At 63.8% G+C, this 14,765-nt stretch carries 17 protein-coding genes; 5 read left to right on the top strand and 12 right to left on the bottom strand.

Translation table 11 applies throughout. The features are described from left to right. Positions 1 to 36: 36 nt before the first annotated feature. Positions 37 to 780 (bottom strand): GntR family transcriptional regulator, encoded by a 744-nt coding sequence (locus tag B9Z01_RS33930; RefSeq protein ID WP_085489921.1) that lies wholly within the window; start codon positions 778 to 780, stop codon positions 37 to 39. 413 nt (positions 781 to 1,193) lie between these two features. Between B9Z01_RS33930 and B9Z01_RS33935 the strand changes: the two genes are divergently transcribed. The 4 genes from B9Z01_RS33935 (at position 1,194) to B9Z01_RS35820 (ending at position 4,913) form a co-directional block, all read left to right on the top strand. Further along, positions 1,194 to 2,438, top strand: a complete 1,245-nt coding sequence (locus B9Z01_RS33935; RefSeq protein ID WP_085489886.1) for a cyanate transporter — start codon at positions 1,194 to 1,196, stop codon at positions 2,436 to 2,438. A 392-nt stretch (positions 2,439 to 2,830) separates the two neighbouring features. Next, positions 2,831 to 3,406: an ANTAR domain-containing response regulator gene (locus B9Z01_RS33940; protein WP_085489887.1), complete on the top strand. Its 576-nt coding sequence runs from the start codon at positions 2,831 to 2,833 to the stop codon at positions 3,404 to 3,406. A 7-nt stretch (positions 3,407 to 3,413) separates the two neighbouring features. Then, complete coding sequence (locus B9Z01_RS33945) at positions 3,414 to 4,592, top strand: CmpA/NrtA family ABC transporter substrate-binding protein (RefSeq protein WP_085489888.1); 1,179 nt, start codon at positions 3,414 to 3,416, stop codon at positions 4,590 to 4,592. A gap of 159 nt (positions 4,593 to 4,751) precedes the next feature. Further along, a complete protein-coding gene (locus B9Z01_RS35820; protein WP_167387617.1) occupies positions 4,752 to 4,913 on the top strand; it encodes a hypothetical protein in 162 nt (53 codons plus the stop codon). Between the two features lie 193 nt (positions 4,914 to 5,106). On the opposite strand, the gene B9Z01_RS33950 is transcribed toward B9Z01_RS35820, so the two are convergent. From B9Z01_RS33950 to rhaM, 11 genes are all read right to left on the bottom strand, one after another. Beyond that, positions 5,107 to 5,388 (bottom strand): hypothetical protein, encoded by a 282-nt coding sequence (locus tag B9Z01_RS33950; RefSeq protein WP_085489922.1) that lies wholly within the window; start codon positions 5,386 to 5,388, stop codon positions 5,107 to 5,109. 34 nt (positions 5,389 to 5,422) lie between these two features. Further along, complete coding sequence (locus B9Z01_RS33955; RefSeq protein WP_085489889.1) at positions 5,423 to 5,941, bottom strand: DUF2778 domain-containing protein; 519 nt, start codon at positions 5,939 to 5,941, stop codon at positions 5,423 to 5,425. A 144-nt stretch (positions 5,942 to 6,085) separates the two neighbouring features. Continuing rightward, on the bottom strand, positions 6,086 to 6,367 hold the full coding sequence (locus B9Z01_RS35990; protein WP_085489890.1) for a hypothetical protein: 282 nt from the start codon (positions 6,365 to 6,367) through the stop codon (positions 6,086 to 6,088). Beyond that, complete coding sequence (locus B9Z01_RS33965; RefSeq protein WP_085489891.1) at positions 6,348 to 6,866, bottom strand: DUF2778 domain-containing protein; 519 nt, start codon at positions 6,864 to 6,866, stop codon at positions 6,348 to 6,350. The genes B9Z01_RS35990 and B9Z01_RS33965 overlap by 20 nt, the downstream gene beginning before the upstream one ends. A 230-nt stretch (positions 6,867 to 7,096) precedes the next feature. Beyond that, positions 7,097 to 7,399 (bottom strand): helix-turn-helix domain-containing transcriptional regulator, encoded by a 303-nt coding sequence (locus tag B9Z01_RS33970; protein WP_143809160.1) that lies wholly within the window; start codon positions 7,397 to 7,399, stop codon positions 7,097 to 7,099. 3 nt (positions 7,400 to 7,402) lie between these two features. Continuing rightward, positions 7,403 to 8,413: a rhamnose ABC transporter substrate-binding protein gene (rhaS, locus tag B9Z01_RS33975; protein ID WP_085489893.1), complete on the bottom strand. Its 1,011-nt coding sequence runs from the start codon at positions 8,411 to 8,413 to the stop codon at positions 7,403 to 7,405. 37 nt (positions 8,414 to 8,450) lie between these two features. Further along, complete coding sequence (locus B9Z01_RS33980; RefSeq protein WP_085489894.1) at positions 8,451 to 9,485, bottom strand: ABC transporter permease; 1,035 nt, start codon at positions 9,483 to 9,485, stop codon at positions 8,451 to 8,453. Further along, positions 9,478 to 10,533 carry an ABC transporter permease gene (locus B9Z01_RS33985; RefSeq protein WP_085489895.1) on the bottom strand — a complete coding sequence of 352 codons (1,056 nt, stop codon included), beginning with the start codon at positions 10,531 to 10,533 and terminating at the stop codon, positions 9,478 to 9,480. The genes B9Z01_RS33980 and B9Z01_RS33985 overlap by 8 nt, the downstream gene beginning before the upstream one ends. After that, complete coding sequence (locus tag B9Z01_RS33990) at positions 10,530 to 12,059, bottom strand: sugar ABC transporter ATP-binding protein (RefSeq protein WP_085489896.1); 1,530 nt, start codon at positions 12,057 to 12,059, stop codon at positions 10,530 to 10,532. The genes B9Z01_RS33985 and B9Z01_RS33990 overlap by 4 nt, the downstream gene beginning before the upstream one ends. A gap of 195 nt (positions 12,060 to 12,254) precedes the next feature. After that, positions 12,255 to 13,148: an amidohydrolase family protein gene (locus B9Z01_RS33995; protein ID WP_085489897.1), complete on the bottom strand. Its 894-nt coding sequence runs from the start codon at positions 13,146 to 13,148 to the stop codon at positions 12,255 to 12,257. A gap of 50 nt (positions 13,149 to 13,198) precedes the next feature. After that, complete coding sequence (gene rhaM / locus B9Z01_RS34000; protein WP_085489898.1) at positions 13,199 to 13,555, bottom strand: L-rhamnose mutarotase; 357 nt, start codon at positions 13,553 to 13,555, stop codon at positions 13,199 to 13,201. A 192-nt stretch (positions 13,556 to 13,747) separates the two neighbouring features. Between rhaM and B9Z01_RS34005 the strand changes: the two genes are divergently transcribed. Next, the gene (locus B9Z01_RS34005) at positions 13,748 to 14,743 is read left to right on the top strand and encodes a LysR family transcriptional regulator (protein ID WP_085489899.1); all 996 of its coding nucleotides are present in this window, start codon (positions 13,748 to 13,750) and stop codon (positions 14,741 to 14,743) included. Positions 14,744 to 14,765: the final 22 nt, after the last annotated feature.

Here is a 14,765-nt window from a genome sequence, read left to right on the forward strand (position 1 = left end):
TCGCGATGGACGCCGCGCGCATCACGCCGCCGCCGTCTAAACCCCGAACACCGCGCCAAGATCCTCCCCCGCCGCGCTCCTGCGCACCTGCTCGACCACCCGCTCTTCCAGTTCCGACAGATGCTCGCGCATCGCCGTCAACGCGGCCTGCAGATCGCCGGCATCGAGCGCGTCGATGATGCGCGCGTGCTCTTCCGCGGAACAGTTCGAACCCTTCGACGGATCGAATAGCGCCTTGTACAGCTCGGTCTTCGCGACCAGTTGCCCCACGAGGCCAAGCAGTTCGGTGCCGCCCGCGAGTTCCGTCAGCAGCACGTGGAACTGGCCGGCGAGACGCACGGATTCATCGATCACACCCGCGCGCTGAGCCTTCTCTTCGCTGCGCACGTGCGCGCGCAGACGGCGTTTGTGCGCGGCGCTCAACGCGCCGCACAGCGCCGCGACGATGCCCGCCTCGACGATCTGCCGCGCGCGGTACACCTGGCGAATGTCCTCCTCCGACGGCGACGGCACGAACGCGCCGCGATTCGCCTCGAGCACCAGCTTACCCTCGAAGCCTAGCCGCGCGAGCACCTTGCGCAGCGCGCCGCGCGTGCAGCCGAACGCGGCCGCGAGATCGCGCTCGACCAGTTGCGCGCCCGGCCGCAAGCGCCCTTGCAGCAGGGCTGCGGTGATCGACGCGTAGATGCGCTCTTCGACGCTGGGCGAAGCGTCATCGCTCGAGCCGGGAGCGGGCGCGTCGGGTTCGGTTGACGAAGAACGGCGGGTACGTGGAGCCATGAATTCAGTGACGGGAAAGCGCATGGAAACGGAGCAAAAGCCGTACAAAGCCGGCAGACAGCCGCGCATGAGCGGCACGGTATTGCACGCGGGCGACACATGAGCAGCACATGGGCGGCACAGCGTTGCCCGGCATTCTAGCGGTGGCCTGCGGGCTGCGCCAATCCGATTATGACTTGGATCACGTCCCTGGCTTATACCGGGCATTCGGATAAATGGTTAACCATTTAATGTTATCATGGTTAACCAAATCGCTGATTGCGGCAGTTTTCCCCGATTCCTGGCGCCGATCGCCCCATCCGGCGCCAAGGGGCGCACGAATCACCGTCTGCCCCGCCCCGCCGTCGCGTTTCGCCCATTTCCGCGCCGCCGCCTTTGCCAGGCAACGTCGCGCCTTCACCTTCAGGTCTATCGTGAATCTGCCCTCCAGCGCCACCCCGTCCCGCGTCTCCACGAACGACACCGCCCGTGCCGGGCTGACGTGGCACGACGTCGTGTGGCTCGGCGCGATCGTCGTGATCGGCATCAACCTGCGCCCGTTGCTGACCTCGATCAGCCCGCTGATGACGACGATTCGCGAGGCAACCGGCCTCAGCTTCTACGGCGCGTCGTTGCTGACCAGCCTGCCTGTGGTCGCGATGGGTGTCGGCGCATTCGGCGCGGCCGCGTTGACGCGCAGCGTCGGCGAAACGCGCGGCGTCTCGCTCGGTCTGCTCGCAATCGCGTTCGCCTGCGCGGCGCGCGCCGTGGCGTCGAGCGGCGCGGCCTTGCTCGCGACGGCGCTGTTCGCAGGCGCGGGCGTCGCCGCGATCCAGGCGCTGCTGCCCGCCGTCATCAAGCAGCGCTTTGCCGCGCGCGTGCCGCTCGCAATGGGCGTGTTCTCCGCGTCGATCATGGGCGGCGGCGGCCTCGGCGCGAGTCTGAGCCCGTGGGTGAGTCGCGTAGCACAGTCGTGGCACGCGGGCCTCGCGGTCTGGGCACTGCCCGCGTGTATCGCGCTCGCATGCTGGTGGCTGCTCACGCGCGGGCAGCCCGGCCATCACGCCGCCGCCCATTCCGCTGCCGCGCCGGCGCCGGCCTTCTCGCCGTGGACCACGCGGCGCGCGTGGACGCTCGGCCTCTACTTCGGCATCGTCAACGGCGGCTATACGAGTCTCGTCGCGTGGCTGCCGGCGTTCTATCAGCAGCGCGGCGCGAGCGTCGAAGCCAGCGGCTCGCTGCTCGCGGCGATGACGGTGTTTCAGGCCGTGGCGGCATTGCTGCTGCCGCTCGCCGCGGCGTCGTTCCGCGATCGCCGGCCGTGGCTCGTGCTCGGGTTGTCCGCGCAACTGGCGGGTGTGCTCGGGCTGATCGTCTGGCCCGACGCCGCGCCGCTGCTGTGGGTCGGCATGGCCGGCGCGGGACTCGGCGGCGTGTTCTCGCTCTCGCTCGTGACCGCGATGGACCACTCGGCCGATCATCGCGTGGCCGGTCAACTGGTCGCGTTCACGCAGGGCGTCGGCTTCATCGTCGCGGCCGTCGCGCCGCTCGTGGCCGGCATCGTGCGCGGCTGGAGCGGCGGCTTCGTTGCCGCGTGGATCATGCTCGCGGGCTGCATCGCCGCGATGATCGCGGTGACGCTGGTGTTTTCGCCGCGGAGTTATTCGCGGTGGCTTTGATGGTTGCGGGTGCTTCGGGTGCTTCAGCGGCTTCAGCGATTTCGGCGGCTTAGGTGGCAATGCACGCGATGCGCCGCTTCGGTGCATCGCGCGTGAACGGGCTTGCATGCCCCGCACCGGTGCAGCATCGCCGGGCGAGCCACATCACACAGCCTCACGCGATTGCGGACAAATCCTCATCCAGCTTCCGTCGCTACGGGCAACGCGCGTAACACGTCCAATACCTCCTCCAATACCCTCACAATAAGCACACCACACGCACGCCACACACGCACCACGGCCGAAATATGCGCAGCACGGCCCGCGCCCTCACGCCCGCCGCCTATCTCGTCACGCAGCATCTGGCATACCCATTGCTTCAACCCTGGCCAGTTGCCCCTCCCCACTCCCCCATGCTGCGTGTTCTCCTTGTCACCGACACCGACAAACCCATCGGCGATCTGCGCGACGCCCTCGCCCGGCTAGGCTGCGAAATGCTGGCCGGCACGGCGACGCCGCACGCGCTGCATCGCGCGGTGCAGAACGAGCGGCCCGACGTCATCATCATCGACACCGAATCGCCGTCGCGCGACACGCTCGAACAACTCGCGGTGATGCACGCAAGCGCGCCGCGCCCCGTGCTGATGTTCAGCCACGACGCGAACCAGCAACTGATTCGCGACGCGGTGAACGCGGGCGTCACCGCGTATCTCGTCGAGGGCCTCGCGAGCGAGCGGCTCGCGCCGATCCTCGAAGTCGCGCTCGCGCGTTTCGCGCAGGAATCGCAGTTGCGCGAGCGGCTCGCGCAGGTCGAGAACGAACTCGCCGAGCGTAAGCTCATCGATCGCGCGAAACGCCTGCTCATGGATCAGCAGAAACTCACCGAACCCGCCGCCTACGCGAGTCTGCGCAAACGCGCGATGAACCAGGGCGTCAAACTCGCCGAGGTCGCGCGCGCGGTCGTCGCGGCGGCCGGCTCGCTCAAATGAAGCGCTCATGAATCCAGCCACTTCCGTCATCGCGCCGGCCTCGTCCGGGCCGCTTGAAAAGACCCATCTGCGGCTGGGTTTCGTCGCGCTGTCCGACGCTGCGCCGCTCGTCGCCGCGAAGCTGCTCGAATTCGGCCACGCGCACGGGCTCACGCTCGAGTTGTGCCGCCAGCCATCGTGGGCCGCCGTGCGCGACAGGCTGCTCGCTGGCGAGCTCGACGCGGCGCATACGCTCTACGGCCTCGTCTACGGCGTGCAATTGGGCCTGGGCGGTCCGCGCACCGACATGGCCGTGCTGATGGTGCTCAACCGCAACGGCCAGGCGATCACGCTGTCGACTCGTCTCGCCGACATGCTCGCAACACACGGCACGTTGCGCGACGCACTCGCCGCGCTCGGCCGCAAACCGGTGTTCGCTCAGACGTTCCCGACCGGCACGCACGCGATGTGGCTCTACTACTGGCTCGCGTCGCAGGGCATCGATCCGTTGCGCGACATCGAGAGCGTCGCGATTCCGCCACCGCAAATGGTCGCTGCGCTCAGCGAAGACCGGCTCGACGGTCTGTGCGTCGGCGAGCCGTGGAATGCGCTGGCCGAAGCGCAAGGTGTCGGCCGCACGGTCGCTCTGACGAGCGAGGTATGGCCCGGACATCCGGAGAAAGTACTCGCGTGCCGGCGCGATTTTGTCGACGCATATCCGCATACGGCGCGCGCGCTCGTGCAGACGCTGCTCGAAGCATGCCGCTGGCTCGACGGCGCGGGACATCGGGACGAGATTGCGCGCTGGCTCGCGCGGCCGGATTACATCGGCATCGACGAGCGATTGATTGCCGCGCGGCTTGGAGAGCGGCTTGGAGAGCGGCTTGAAAGTCGGCCTGACACTGCGCCGGCGGCGCGCCGTCTGCCGATGCGGTTCTTCGACAACGGCACGGTCAACTATCCGCACCCGTTCGAAGGCGCGTGGTTTCTCACGCAGTTCGAACGCTGGGGGATGATCGACGCGCGCAACGATTATGCGGAGATCGCCGCGTGTATCAATCAGACGCAGTTGTATCGCGAGGCAGCAGCGCGCATGAAGGTGGCGGTGCCCGACGGGAATATCGAGCGGGAGTTGATCGACGGCGAGGTGTGGGGCAGCGCGTCGACGTCCGCCGCTTACGCGCGGCGTTTTGCGATCCGGCGATAAACGCCGGCAGCGCAGCGCGCGGAAGTACGTCGAAGCACATCGAGACGCACCAAGACTCCACGCCTTGCTGACTTCGGCATTACCCGGAATCAGTCGAACCAATGGCAGCAACTCGCCGAGGTGCCGAAGAAAAGTCCGAAGCCGCAGTAGTCGAGCTTCGTGAGTGAAGCCGATCATCGGCTCGCCGCCGAATTGCCCGACGAAAAACGAGCTGGCATCGGGCGGGAGCGCGTGCTCGGGACGCACGAGCCGGGCGTGCTGCAACTGCGTGAATTGGGTGGAGCGCGGGGTGATCTGTCGGGCGATCCCGAGGCCGGCTGATCTGCCGCCCGCAGGAAAAACGAAAGCCCCGGCTGCACGGTACAGTCCGAGGCTTCAGCACATGCCAGTGACGCGCGTCAATCGGGGCGTCTTGCCGCCGTCATCTGCCACATCAGCACAACCGCAGCGAATCCTCGTCACGGCTTCGCGCGGTTAAACGATTTGGCCGGTGCCTACACGGCAGGTTCGGAAATCATGCGCCGCCAGTCCCGGTGGGATGTTTGCTCCGATACCACCGCCATAGCCTCATGATCGCCACATAGGCGAGCACCGCCACAATCAGTTCGATCGTCATCCAGACCGCGATGTACAAATCTTCAGGATCGCGAATGCCGAGCGCCTCCGATGCGTTGAACCATGCGCGCATTTCTGCCTCAGACCATCTATCGTGAAGCGGACGCACGAAAATGAATGATAGAAGGAACAGACCTAGAAACAACACGACCTTGGTGGCCCGACGGTCGGCCTTGCTCATGCGCTGTCTAGCCTTGTAAGCCATCTCGAACAGTCTATGGACAAGTGTTGCCATGCGTGATGACCTCAATTGTTCCGTAGGCGCGAAGGCCTGAGTTACGTACGGGGATCGTAGAGGTGTGCAGAAGTGCGCGCCGGAGAAACATAAAGTCGGTATGGCTGGGCAACGTGATACAACCGAGCGAAATACCTTGCCCGCCTGCCGGATGCGGCCGGAACTGCCCGCGCTTGACACCATTAACCCAGGTTACATCATCAATGACACCATCATCACGATACAGTGCAAACCATTCAAAGTGATCGGATGGATTATTCGAATAGAAATTAAATTCATCTTTGAACCACGTTATTACCGCAGACCGTACGCCGCCAATAGGGCGCGCGACGATCCAGTATTTATCAGCGGGAATCGGACCGTTATTGGGCACCGCCGTGCAGCCACCCCGATTGCGGTATTGCTTGTTGCCCGAATACGCGTTAAATGTGCCGAGGCCGACAAAGGTGAGCGGTAATAGAGGCTCGTTATTTATCAGGAATTTTCCCGTATAGGCCATCTGTCTTGATGTTCTCCATTGTAAATTTATGAGCGTTGCATAATTGCAGACCTCATTCGAGGATCAGCACAACCGCAGCGAATCCTCGTCACGGCTTCGCGCGGTTAAACGATTTGGCCGGTGCCTACACGGCAGGTTCGGAAATCATGCGCCGCCAGTCCCGCTGGGATGTTTGCTCCGATAGTATCGCCATAGCCTCATGATCGCCATGTAAGCCAAAACGGTAACAATCAGTTGAATCGTCACCCACACTACGAAATATAAATCCTCGGGGTCGCGAATACCGAGCCATTCCGAAGCATTCCACCATACGAGCAACTGGCTTTCCGTCATCGGGTCGGGGTACGTGTGGACATAACGAATCGCAAGAACGAACAGTCCGAGAAACAGTACGACCTTGAAAACCCTACGGGCAAGTATTGCCATATGTAACTACCTCGATCGTTCCGTACGCGTGGAGTCCCGAATTACGTACAGGGATAGTCGCGGTGTGTAGAAGCGCATTCCGGATAGCCAAAAAATCGGTATGGCGCGGCAAGGTGATGCAGCCTAATGAAGTACCCTGGCCGCCTGCGGGGTGTAACCGGAACTGCCCGCGCTTGACCCCATTGACCCACGTCACATCATCAATCGCCCCATCATCCCGGTACAGTGCAAACCATTCAGCGTGGTCGGACGGAGTTCCCTTGATGGCATTCCACGTATCTTTCGTCAATGCATAAGCCTTCGAGCGGATGCCGCCCGTGGGGCGATCCACGATCCAGTATTTACCAGCGGGAATCGGACCGTTATCGGGCACCGTCGTGCAGCCGCCCCGATTGCGGTATTGCTTGTCACCTGAATACGCGTTAAATGTGCCGAGGCCGACAAAGGTGAGCGGTAATAGAGGCTCGTTATTTATCAGAAATTTTCCCGTATAAGCCATCTGTCTTGATGTTCTCCATTGTAAATTTATGAGCGTTGCATAAGTGCAGACCTCATTCGAGGAGATGCGCGCTATGCGAGCGCTTCATTTTTTACCGGAGTACATTCGTGGTCGCAATGGGCTTCCGCCCAATCTTGGCCATTAATCAAATATTTGACGGTTCTTTGCAGAATCACAGGAAAACGAGCGGCTCCAGCATCCTGAGGCTGGTCGGCGACGCGCGCCGCGCTTCAATCCTGTTCGATATCAGCGCCGCGCTCGCGCATCTTCGACACCAGACTACGCGCACGCGCTACGTCGCGAATGGCGCGCGTGACAAATGTTGCATCATCGCCACCATTCTCGAACGCAGCTCCAAGATACGCCTGCGTTTCTTCTTCGATGCGCAGATGCTCTGCGACATCGTAACGGCTAGAGATTGCAGGGAGCTTCCTCGTCCCGAGGCTGCGGCGGAAACCGCCAGCCGGCATCAGTGTGCCGCGATGAAGTTGCGAACATTCATCGACACCAGCGAGCGGGGAAGTCCCTTTCATTCTCTAGAAGTTGAATTTGTCGATATTGCTCGCATCGAACGTGGTCGGCGGTCCGAGAATGATTTCGCCTTGCGCGCCGATCGTGCGCTTGCCGAGCTTGCCGGCGTCGAACGATTCACCTTCCTTGCCGGTGATCTTGCCCGACGCGAGCGCTGCCGCCGCATACGCGGCGAGATAGCCGAGCTGGTTCGGATCCCACAACTGGAACGCCTGCACGGTGCCGTTCTTTACGAACGCGCGCATCTGGTTAGGCGTGCCGAGGCCGGTCACGGCCACCTTGCCCTTGCTCGACGACGACGAGATATAGCGCGCCGCCGCCGCAATGCCGACCGTGGTCGGCGCGACGATCGCCTTCAGGTTCGGATATGCCTGCAACAGCCCCTGCGTCTCGACGAACGACTTCTGATCGTCGTCGTTGCCGTACGCGATCTTCACGAGCTTGATCTTCGAGTACTCGGGCTTCTTCAGTTCCTCCTGCATCCATTTGATCCACGTGTTCTGATTGGTCGCGTTCGGCGTGGCCGACAGAATCGCGAACTCGCCCTCGCCGCCCATCAGCTTCGAAACCAGTTGCACCTGGCCACGGCCGATGCTCTCGGCGTTCGCCTGGTTCACGAACAGTTGCCGGCCTTCGGGCGCGGTATCGGAGTCGAACGTGACGACCTTGATGCCCTGGCTCATCGCTTTCTTCAGATATGGCACGACCGCGTTCGCATCGTTCGCGGCAATCACGATCGCGTCCTGACGCTGCGTAATCAGCGTGTTGATGTACGACACCTGCGACGAGGCGCCCGCATCCGACGGTCCCACGACCTTGCCCACGCCGCCGAATTCCTTGATCGCGGCCATGCCGCCATCGTCGGCGATCACTTCATACGGGTTGTTGATCTGCTTCGGCACGAACGCGATCTTCAGGCCGCTCTTGAGATCGGCGGCGAACGCGCCGCTGCAACTGAGCGCGAGCAACGCGGCGCATAGCGCAGCCATACCGGTGTGACGTAGAGGTTTGAACATGAAGTGTCTCCTGCGTTGTTGTTGGACAGAGTGTTGACTACGAAGCCGACGAAGAAGATGCCGCCGCCACGGACTTCGCGATGAAGCGCCGGTCGCGCGCCGCACGCCAGCGCGCAACGAGATTCGGTATCAGCACCGACGCGAGCAGCAGCACGCCGGTCACGATGGTCAGCGTTTCGCTCGATACGTCGTCGAGCGTCAAGGCGTTTTTCAGCACGCCGATAATCAGCAGCGACAGCAGCACGCCGATCATCGAGCCGCGTCCGCCGAAAATGCTCACGCCGCCGAACAGCACCGCGGCGATCACGGACAGCTCGAAGCCCTCGCCGTTATCGCCGCGCGCGCTCGTGAAGCGCAGCGTATAGACGATGCCCGCCAGCGCGCTCACGAGTCCCGACAGCACGAAGAGGCGCAGCCTGATCTTCGCGACCTCGATACCGGAGAACGCGGCGGCGGTCGGATTCGCACCGATCGCATAGAGGCTGCGGCCAAACGCGGTGGCCTGCAGCAGCACGGTGAACAGCACAGCGGCGACAATCACGATCACGAACGGCAACGGAATGAAACTCGCGCCGAGCGTGTTCATGCCGAACGCCGTATAAGCGGCCGGGAAATCCGCGACTGCCTGGTCGCCGAGCAACACGTAAGCGAGCCCGCGAAACAGCGCGAGCGTGCCGATCGTGACCGCGAGCGAAGGCAGGTTGAGCCTGACGATCACGAGCCCGTTGAAGAGCCCCGCCAATGCGCCCGCGATCAGCACCAGAACGATCACGACCGGCATCGGCAACCCCATGTGCCACAGCACGCCCATTAGCGCGCTGGAAGCGCCCAGAACCGACGCCACCGACAGATCGATTTCGGCCGCGACGATAATCAAGGTCATCGGCAGCGCCATCAACGCGATCTCGGTCAGATCGGCAAGCACGTTGCTCAGGTTCGCGCCGCTCAGAAACACCGGCGAGAGCCAGCGTCCGAGCGCGAGCGACGCAATCAGCACGATCACGAGCAAGGCTTCCCATTGCAGCGGCGTTTCGCGTTTGCGCGTGAGCAGCGCGGAATCGGGTTTAGCCATGAGCGCGTTTCCTCATCATGCGTTTGGCGACGGAGCGGGCCAGCAAGGTATCGGCGGCGATGGCCGCGACGATCAGCGCGCCCTGAATCGCCTGTTCCCAGAACGGCGACACGTGCAGCACGACGAGCGCGATGCTGATGACGCCGAGCACGAGCGCGCCGAGCGTCGCGCCGAGTATCGTGCCGACACCGCCCGTGATCGCGACGCTGCCGACCACCGCGGCCGCAACGACCTGCAATTCGATGCCCTTCGCGGTGCTCGCATCGACCGTGCCGAAGCGCGCGAGCCACAGCGCGCCCGCGAAGCCCGCGATCGCGCCGGACAGCAGAAAGCCCGACATCACGCGACGCTCGACGTTCACGCCCGCCAGCCGCGCGGCCTCCGGATTCGAGCCGATCGCGTAGTGCTCGCGGCCGCCGCGAAACTGCTTCAGATAGATGGACAGACCGACGAGCACGACGAGCGCGATCAGCGCGAGCGTCGGGATGCCGAGCAGCGTGCCGGTCGCGAGCCGCGAATACGCGTCGGGCAGACTCGTCGCGTTGATCTGGCCGCCATGTACCCATGCGTAGTCCGCGCCGCGAAAAATGTACAGCGTCGAGAGCGTCGCGACGAGCGAAGGCACGCGCCCCACCGCGACGAGCAGCGCATTGATGCCGCCCGCGACGAGACCGATCGCGAGTCCCGCCGCCAGTGCAACGAGCACCGGCATATGCGGGAACGCGACGTAGAGGCTGCCTACCGCGTACGCGCTCACGCCGACCGTCGAGCCGACCGACAGATCGATATGCCGCATCAGGATCACGACGGTCATGCCGGCCGTCAGCAGGCTGACGATCGACACATTGAGCAGTACGTCGCGCAGATTTTGCAGATTGAGGAATTGCGGCTTCGCGAGCCCGGTGCCGACGATCAGCAGAATCAGCACGACGAAGAGCGTCGTCTCGCGGCTCTTCGCAATGCTCGCGACGAGGCCGCCCGCGGAACTGCCGGAGCGCTCCGGCAGCGGCTGCTGGACCGGCGCGGGATGAGTCGAATGGCGCATCATGCTGCACGTCCCAGCGGTGAAAGCGTCTGGCCGAGCGCGGCGCCCATGATGCGCTCCTCGTTGGCATCGGCGCGCGCGATCTCGGCGCTGATGCGCCCTTCGTGCATCACGAGTACGCGGTCGGCCATGCCGAGCACTTCGGGCAGTTCGCTCGAAATCATCAGCACGGCCATGCCGTCGCCCACGAGTTCGGCGAGCGCGCTGTACACCTCGGCTTTCGCGCCGACGTCGATGCCGCGCGTCGGCTCGTCGATGATGAGCACCTTCGGGCCGGTCGCGAGCCACTTGCCGAGCACGACCTTCTGCTGATTGCCGCCCGAGAGCGTGCCGACCGGCGCGTTCGGATCGCCCGCTTTCAGGCGCAGGCGCGCGCCCCACTGATTCGCGAGCTGCGTCTCGCTGCGCGCCGAAATGAGGCCGTGCCGCACGAGCCGGCCGAGCACCGTCATCGACGCATTGCGCGCGATGCTCAGCTCGAGCGCGAGCCCTTGCTGGCGGCGGTCTTCGGGCACGAGCGCGAGCCCCGCGCGCACCGCGGCGGCCGGCTTGCCGGTTTTGATGCGCTGGCCCCCGAGCCAGACTTCGCCGGCGTCGAGCGGATCGATGCCGAAGATCGCGCGCGCGACTTCGCTGCGTCCCGCGCCGACGAGGCCCGCGAGCGCGACGATCTCGCCCGCGCGCACGTCGAACGAAACGTCCTTGAAGACGCCGATGCGCGTCAGGCCGCGCACGGACAGGCGCACTTCGCCCGGCGTGCAGGCGGCCTTCGGATAGAACGTTTCGAGATCGCGGCCGACCATCTTCGCGACGACCGCCTCGGTCGTGAGATCGGCGGTGAGCGCGTCGAAAACCTTCGCGCCGTCGCGCATGATCGTCACGCGCTGCGTGAGCGCGAACACTTCGTCGAGCCGGTGCGTGATGAACAGGATCGCGACGTCGCGCTCGCGCAGCTTGCGCACGATCGCGAAGAGCCGCTCGACTTCCGGCAGCGACAATGCGGCGGTCGGCTCGTCCATGATGAGCACACTCGCATTCAGCGACAACGCCTTGGCGATTTCGATCACCTGCTGATCCGCAATCGACAGACCGCGCACCAGTTGATCCGCGCGCAACTCTACGCCGAGCGACTCGAGCAGGCCGCCCACTTCACGATGCATCGCGTCGTACTGGATGCGGCCGAAGCGATCGACCGGCTGCCGGCCCATGAAGATGTTCTCCGCGATCGACAGATCGAAGAACAGCGTCGGTTCCTGATAGATGACCGCGAGTCCGGCATCGCGCGCTTCAGCGGGCGTCGCAAAGCGGCGCGGCTCGCCGTTCACGAGCAGCTCGCCGGCATCGGGTTGATGCACGCCGGCGAGGATCTTCACCACCGTCGACTTGCCCGCGCCGTTCTCGCCGAGCAGCGCATGCACTTCGCCGGGCCACAGCACGAGGTCGCCGTCGGACAGCGCGCGCACGCGGCCGAATGATTTGCTCGCGTGCCGCAATTCGAGTCTTGGCGTCGCGGATGGGGATTGCTGCACTGCCTGTCTCCTGTCGATCAGAGTTAGCGCCTTAGCGCTTACTCCAATCCCATGCAAAGCTGTCGATCGGAGTTAGCGCTTTAGCGCTTACTCCGGTCTCATGAAAGATGCTTGCCGTGTTCTCTTATGCGGTTTTCCCGACGGCTTCTTGTAAATCTTGTGCATGAGTGGCTGCGAGACACGTACGCGGCCGTATCAGATGCGATAACAGCGTTGCGCATTGCCGCGAAACAGCGCTTCTTTTTCAGCGTCGCTCGCATCGGCGACGATCGCAGCATACGCGCGCCACAAATCCGTGTACGAGCCAAACAGCCGGTCGACCGGAAAGTTCGACGCAAACATCGCACGCTCGACGCCGAACGTATCGATCGTTTCGAGCACGTAAGGTCGCAGGCTTTCGACGGTCCAGCGATGATCGAACATCGCAAGGCCGCTGATCTTCACCGCGATGTTCGGACAAGCCGCGAGCGTGCGCATACCCTCGCGCCATGCGCGATAACCCGTCACGCTGTTGCGGTCGACGAACATGCCCGCATGATTGACGATGAAAAGCGTATCGGCATGCGCGCGCGCGAGCGCGGCCGCCTCCTCCATCTGCGACGGATACAGTTGCAGATCGAACGAGAGATCGTGGCGGCGCAGCAGCGCGAAATGCTCGCGCCATTGCGGCTCGCGCATGAAGTGGCGGCCGACGTAATCGAACAGCTTGTCGTGGTGGACGTTGAGGATCTGCCGGATGCCGCGCGTATTCGCAAACGACGCATGCGCTTCGAGCAGCGCGGGTGCGTTCGGCGCGGAGAGATCGACGGCGGCGACGATCGCGTTCGGCATGCCGCGCGCTCCATCACGATCGGCGATCGACTGCAGCCAGCGCGTTTCTTCGACCGGATCGGCGGGATCGTGATTGGCCTCGACGTGCACGAGCCTGAGCACCTCGATCTCGCCCGCTTCATCGAGCAGATCGTCGAGCAGATAATCGTGCTTCAGATCACGCGCGTCGCCGACGAACGACACGCCCGGGTTGTCGAGCCACGGATAGCGATGCGTCTTCAGATCCCACAGATGGATATGCGAATCGACAACCTGCATGCGGCACCTTCGTCGGGTGAAAAGCGTTTCGAGGTCTGTTCGTTGCTGTACTACTCGTGAGTGCTCGCGGCGTGAGTGCTCACGGATACACGATGACCGAGATGAAAGACCGGTTCGAGCGTTTGCTGAAGCGGTGTGTGATCGGGCTCGGTCTGCATGATGTCGGCCATGTAATCCCACCATTTGCGCATCACGGCGAGTTGCGGCAACTGGTCCATCGTGTGATCGCTCGTGCGCGTCAGCGTGGCGAAAAGATGATGCGAGTCAGGGTCGAAGAAAATCCGGTAGTCACGCACCCCGGCGTTGTGCAGCGCGTCAACCAGCTCGGGCCAGATCTGCGCGTGACGCCGTTCGTATTCCTCGCGCATGCCGGGGTTGAGCACCATCCGGAAAGCGATAGTTTCCATTGCAGCCTGTCTCCTGTTGGAGTTAGCGCTTTAGCGCTTGCACCGACCCAATGCCCGCTAGTTGATGTGATATCCGGCGCTTTCCCGGTGAAGCGTTTGATGCGGGTCTGATGCGACTATAATTCCTGCGTCGATAGCATCTCAATCCGTTGTTGGGATTGGGCGATCCACAAACCGAATCGCACCGGAACCATGAGCCAACATTCAGCCGCCGTCGCACTCGTCAACCGGCTCAAGTTCAAGCACCTCGCCCTGCTCGTCGCGCTCGACGACACCCGTAATCTCCACCAGGCCGCCGAGGCCGTCAACGTTGCGCAGCCGAGCGCGAGCCGCATGCTCGGCGATATCGAGGAAGCGTTCGGCTTCCTGCTCTTCGAGCGCAACGCGCGCGGCATGACGCCCACGCCGCTCGGCGTCGTCACGCTCGCTTACGCACGGCGCGCGCTCGCCGAACTGACGCGCTTCGCGGAAGACCTCGAGGTCAAGCGCCGCGGCGGCCACGGGCAGTTGACCGTCGGCGCGATCATGGGCGCCGCGCCCGATCTGCTCGCGATGGCGGTCGCCGCATTGAAAACCGAAAGCCCGCTGCTCAACGTGCGCATTCTCGGCGAGACGAGCGACCAGGTCGTGCAATTGCTGCATCGCCGCGAAGTGGACCTCGCGCTCGGCCGTCTCACCAACCCTCTTCAGCACAACGATTTCAGTTTCGAGCCGCTCGCGCGCGAAACGCTGCTGCTCGTCGTGCGCGCGGTGCATCCGCTCGCGCGGCGCACGCGCATTACGTTGCGTGAACTGGTCGACTGGCCGTGGGTCGCGCAACCGGTCACGAGTCCGGCGCGCGTGCTGTTCGAGGAAGAACTTGCACGTGAGGGGCTCGCAACGCCGGTCAATCTGACCGAATGCGCGTCGATCTTCGCGACGCTGCAATTGCTCGAAAATTACGATGCGGTTGCGATGCTGCCCGAGTCGGTCGTACGCGACCACCTGCGCGGCGGACTGCTCGTCGCGTTGCCGCTCGAAATCGGCAAGAGCCTCGCGGGCTTCGGCATCCTCACGCGCAAGGAAGAACCGCTCGCCGAGCCGGCGCTGCGTTTCATCGAACTGCTGCGCGGCTTCTCGCGCACACTCGCGCGCGACAATGCTATCGATGCGCCCACTGCGCTCTCTACGCCCGCCGCCGTGAATTGACGCAAGCATCGCGCTCGACTCG

This window comes from Paraburkholderia susongensis, assembly GCF_900177725.1.
Taxonomy (GTDB): domain Bacteria; phylum Pseudomonadota; class Gammaproteobacteria; order Burkholderiales; family Burkholderiaceae; genus Paraburkholderia; species Paraburkholderia susongensis.

Excerpts from the sequence above, each read along its gene's own strand:
- B9Z01_RS33930 (WP_085489921.1), bottom strand. The coding sequence starts at position 780 with ATGGCTCCACGTACCCGCCGTTCTTCGTCAACCGAACCCGACGCGCCC.
- B9Z01_RS33940 (WP_085489887.1), top strand. The coding sequence starts at position 2,831 with ATGCTGCGTGTTCTCCTTGTCACCGACACCGACAAACCCATCGGCGAT.
- B9Z01_RS33945 (WP_085489888.1), top strand. The coding sequence starts at position 3,414 with ATGAATCCAGCCACTTCCGTCATCGCGCCGGCCTCGTCCGGGCCGCTT.
- B9Z01_RS33950 (WP_085489922.1), bottom strand. The coding sequence starts at position 5,388 with ATGAGCAAGGCCGACCGTCGGGCCACCAAGGTCGTGTTGTTTCTAGGT.
- B9Z01_RS33955 (WP_085489889.1), bottom strand. The coding sequence starts at position 5,941 with ATGGCCTATACGGGAAAATTCCTGATAAATAACGAGCCTCTATTACCG.
- B9Z01_RS35990 (WP_085489890.1), bottom strand. The coding sequence starts at position 6,367 with ATGGCAATACTTGCCCGTAGGGTTTTCAAGGTCGTACTGTTTCTCGGA.
- B9Z01_RS33965 (WP_085489891.1), bottom strand. The coding sequence starts at position 6,866 with ATGGCTTATACGGGAAAATTTCTGATAAATAACGAGCCTCTATTACCG.
- B9Z01_RS33970 (WP_143809160.1), bottom strand. The coding sequence starts at position 7,399 with ATGAAAGGGACTTCCCCGCTCGCTGGTGTCGATGAATGTTCGCAACTT.
- rhaS (WP_085489893.1), bottom strand. The coding sequence starts at position 8,413 with ATGTTCAAACCTCTACGTCACACCGGTATGGCTGCGCTATGCGCCGCG.
- B9Z01_RS33980 (WP_085489894.1), bottom strand. The coding sequence starts at position 9,485 with ATGGCTAAACCCGATTCCGCGCTGCTCACGCGCAAACGCGAAACGCCG.
- B9Z01_RS33985 (WP_085489895.1), bottom strand. The coding sequence starts at position 10,533 with ATGATGCGCCATTCGACTCATCCCGCGCCGGTCCAGCAGCCGCTGCCG.
- B9Z01_RS33995 (WP_085489897.1), bottom strand. The coding sequence starts at position 13,148 with ATGCAGGTTGTCGATTCGCATATCCATCTGTGGGATCTGAAGACGCAT.
- rhaM (WP_085489898.1), bottom strand. The coding sequence starts at position 13,555 with ATGGAAACTATCGCTTTCCGGATGGTGCTCAACCCCGGCATGCGCGAG.
- B9Z01_RS34005 (WP_085489899.1), top strand. The coding sequence starts at position 13,748 with ATGAGCCAACATTCAGCCGCCGTCGCACTCGTCAACCGGCTCAAGTTC.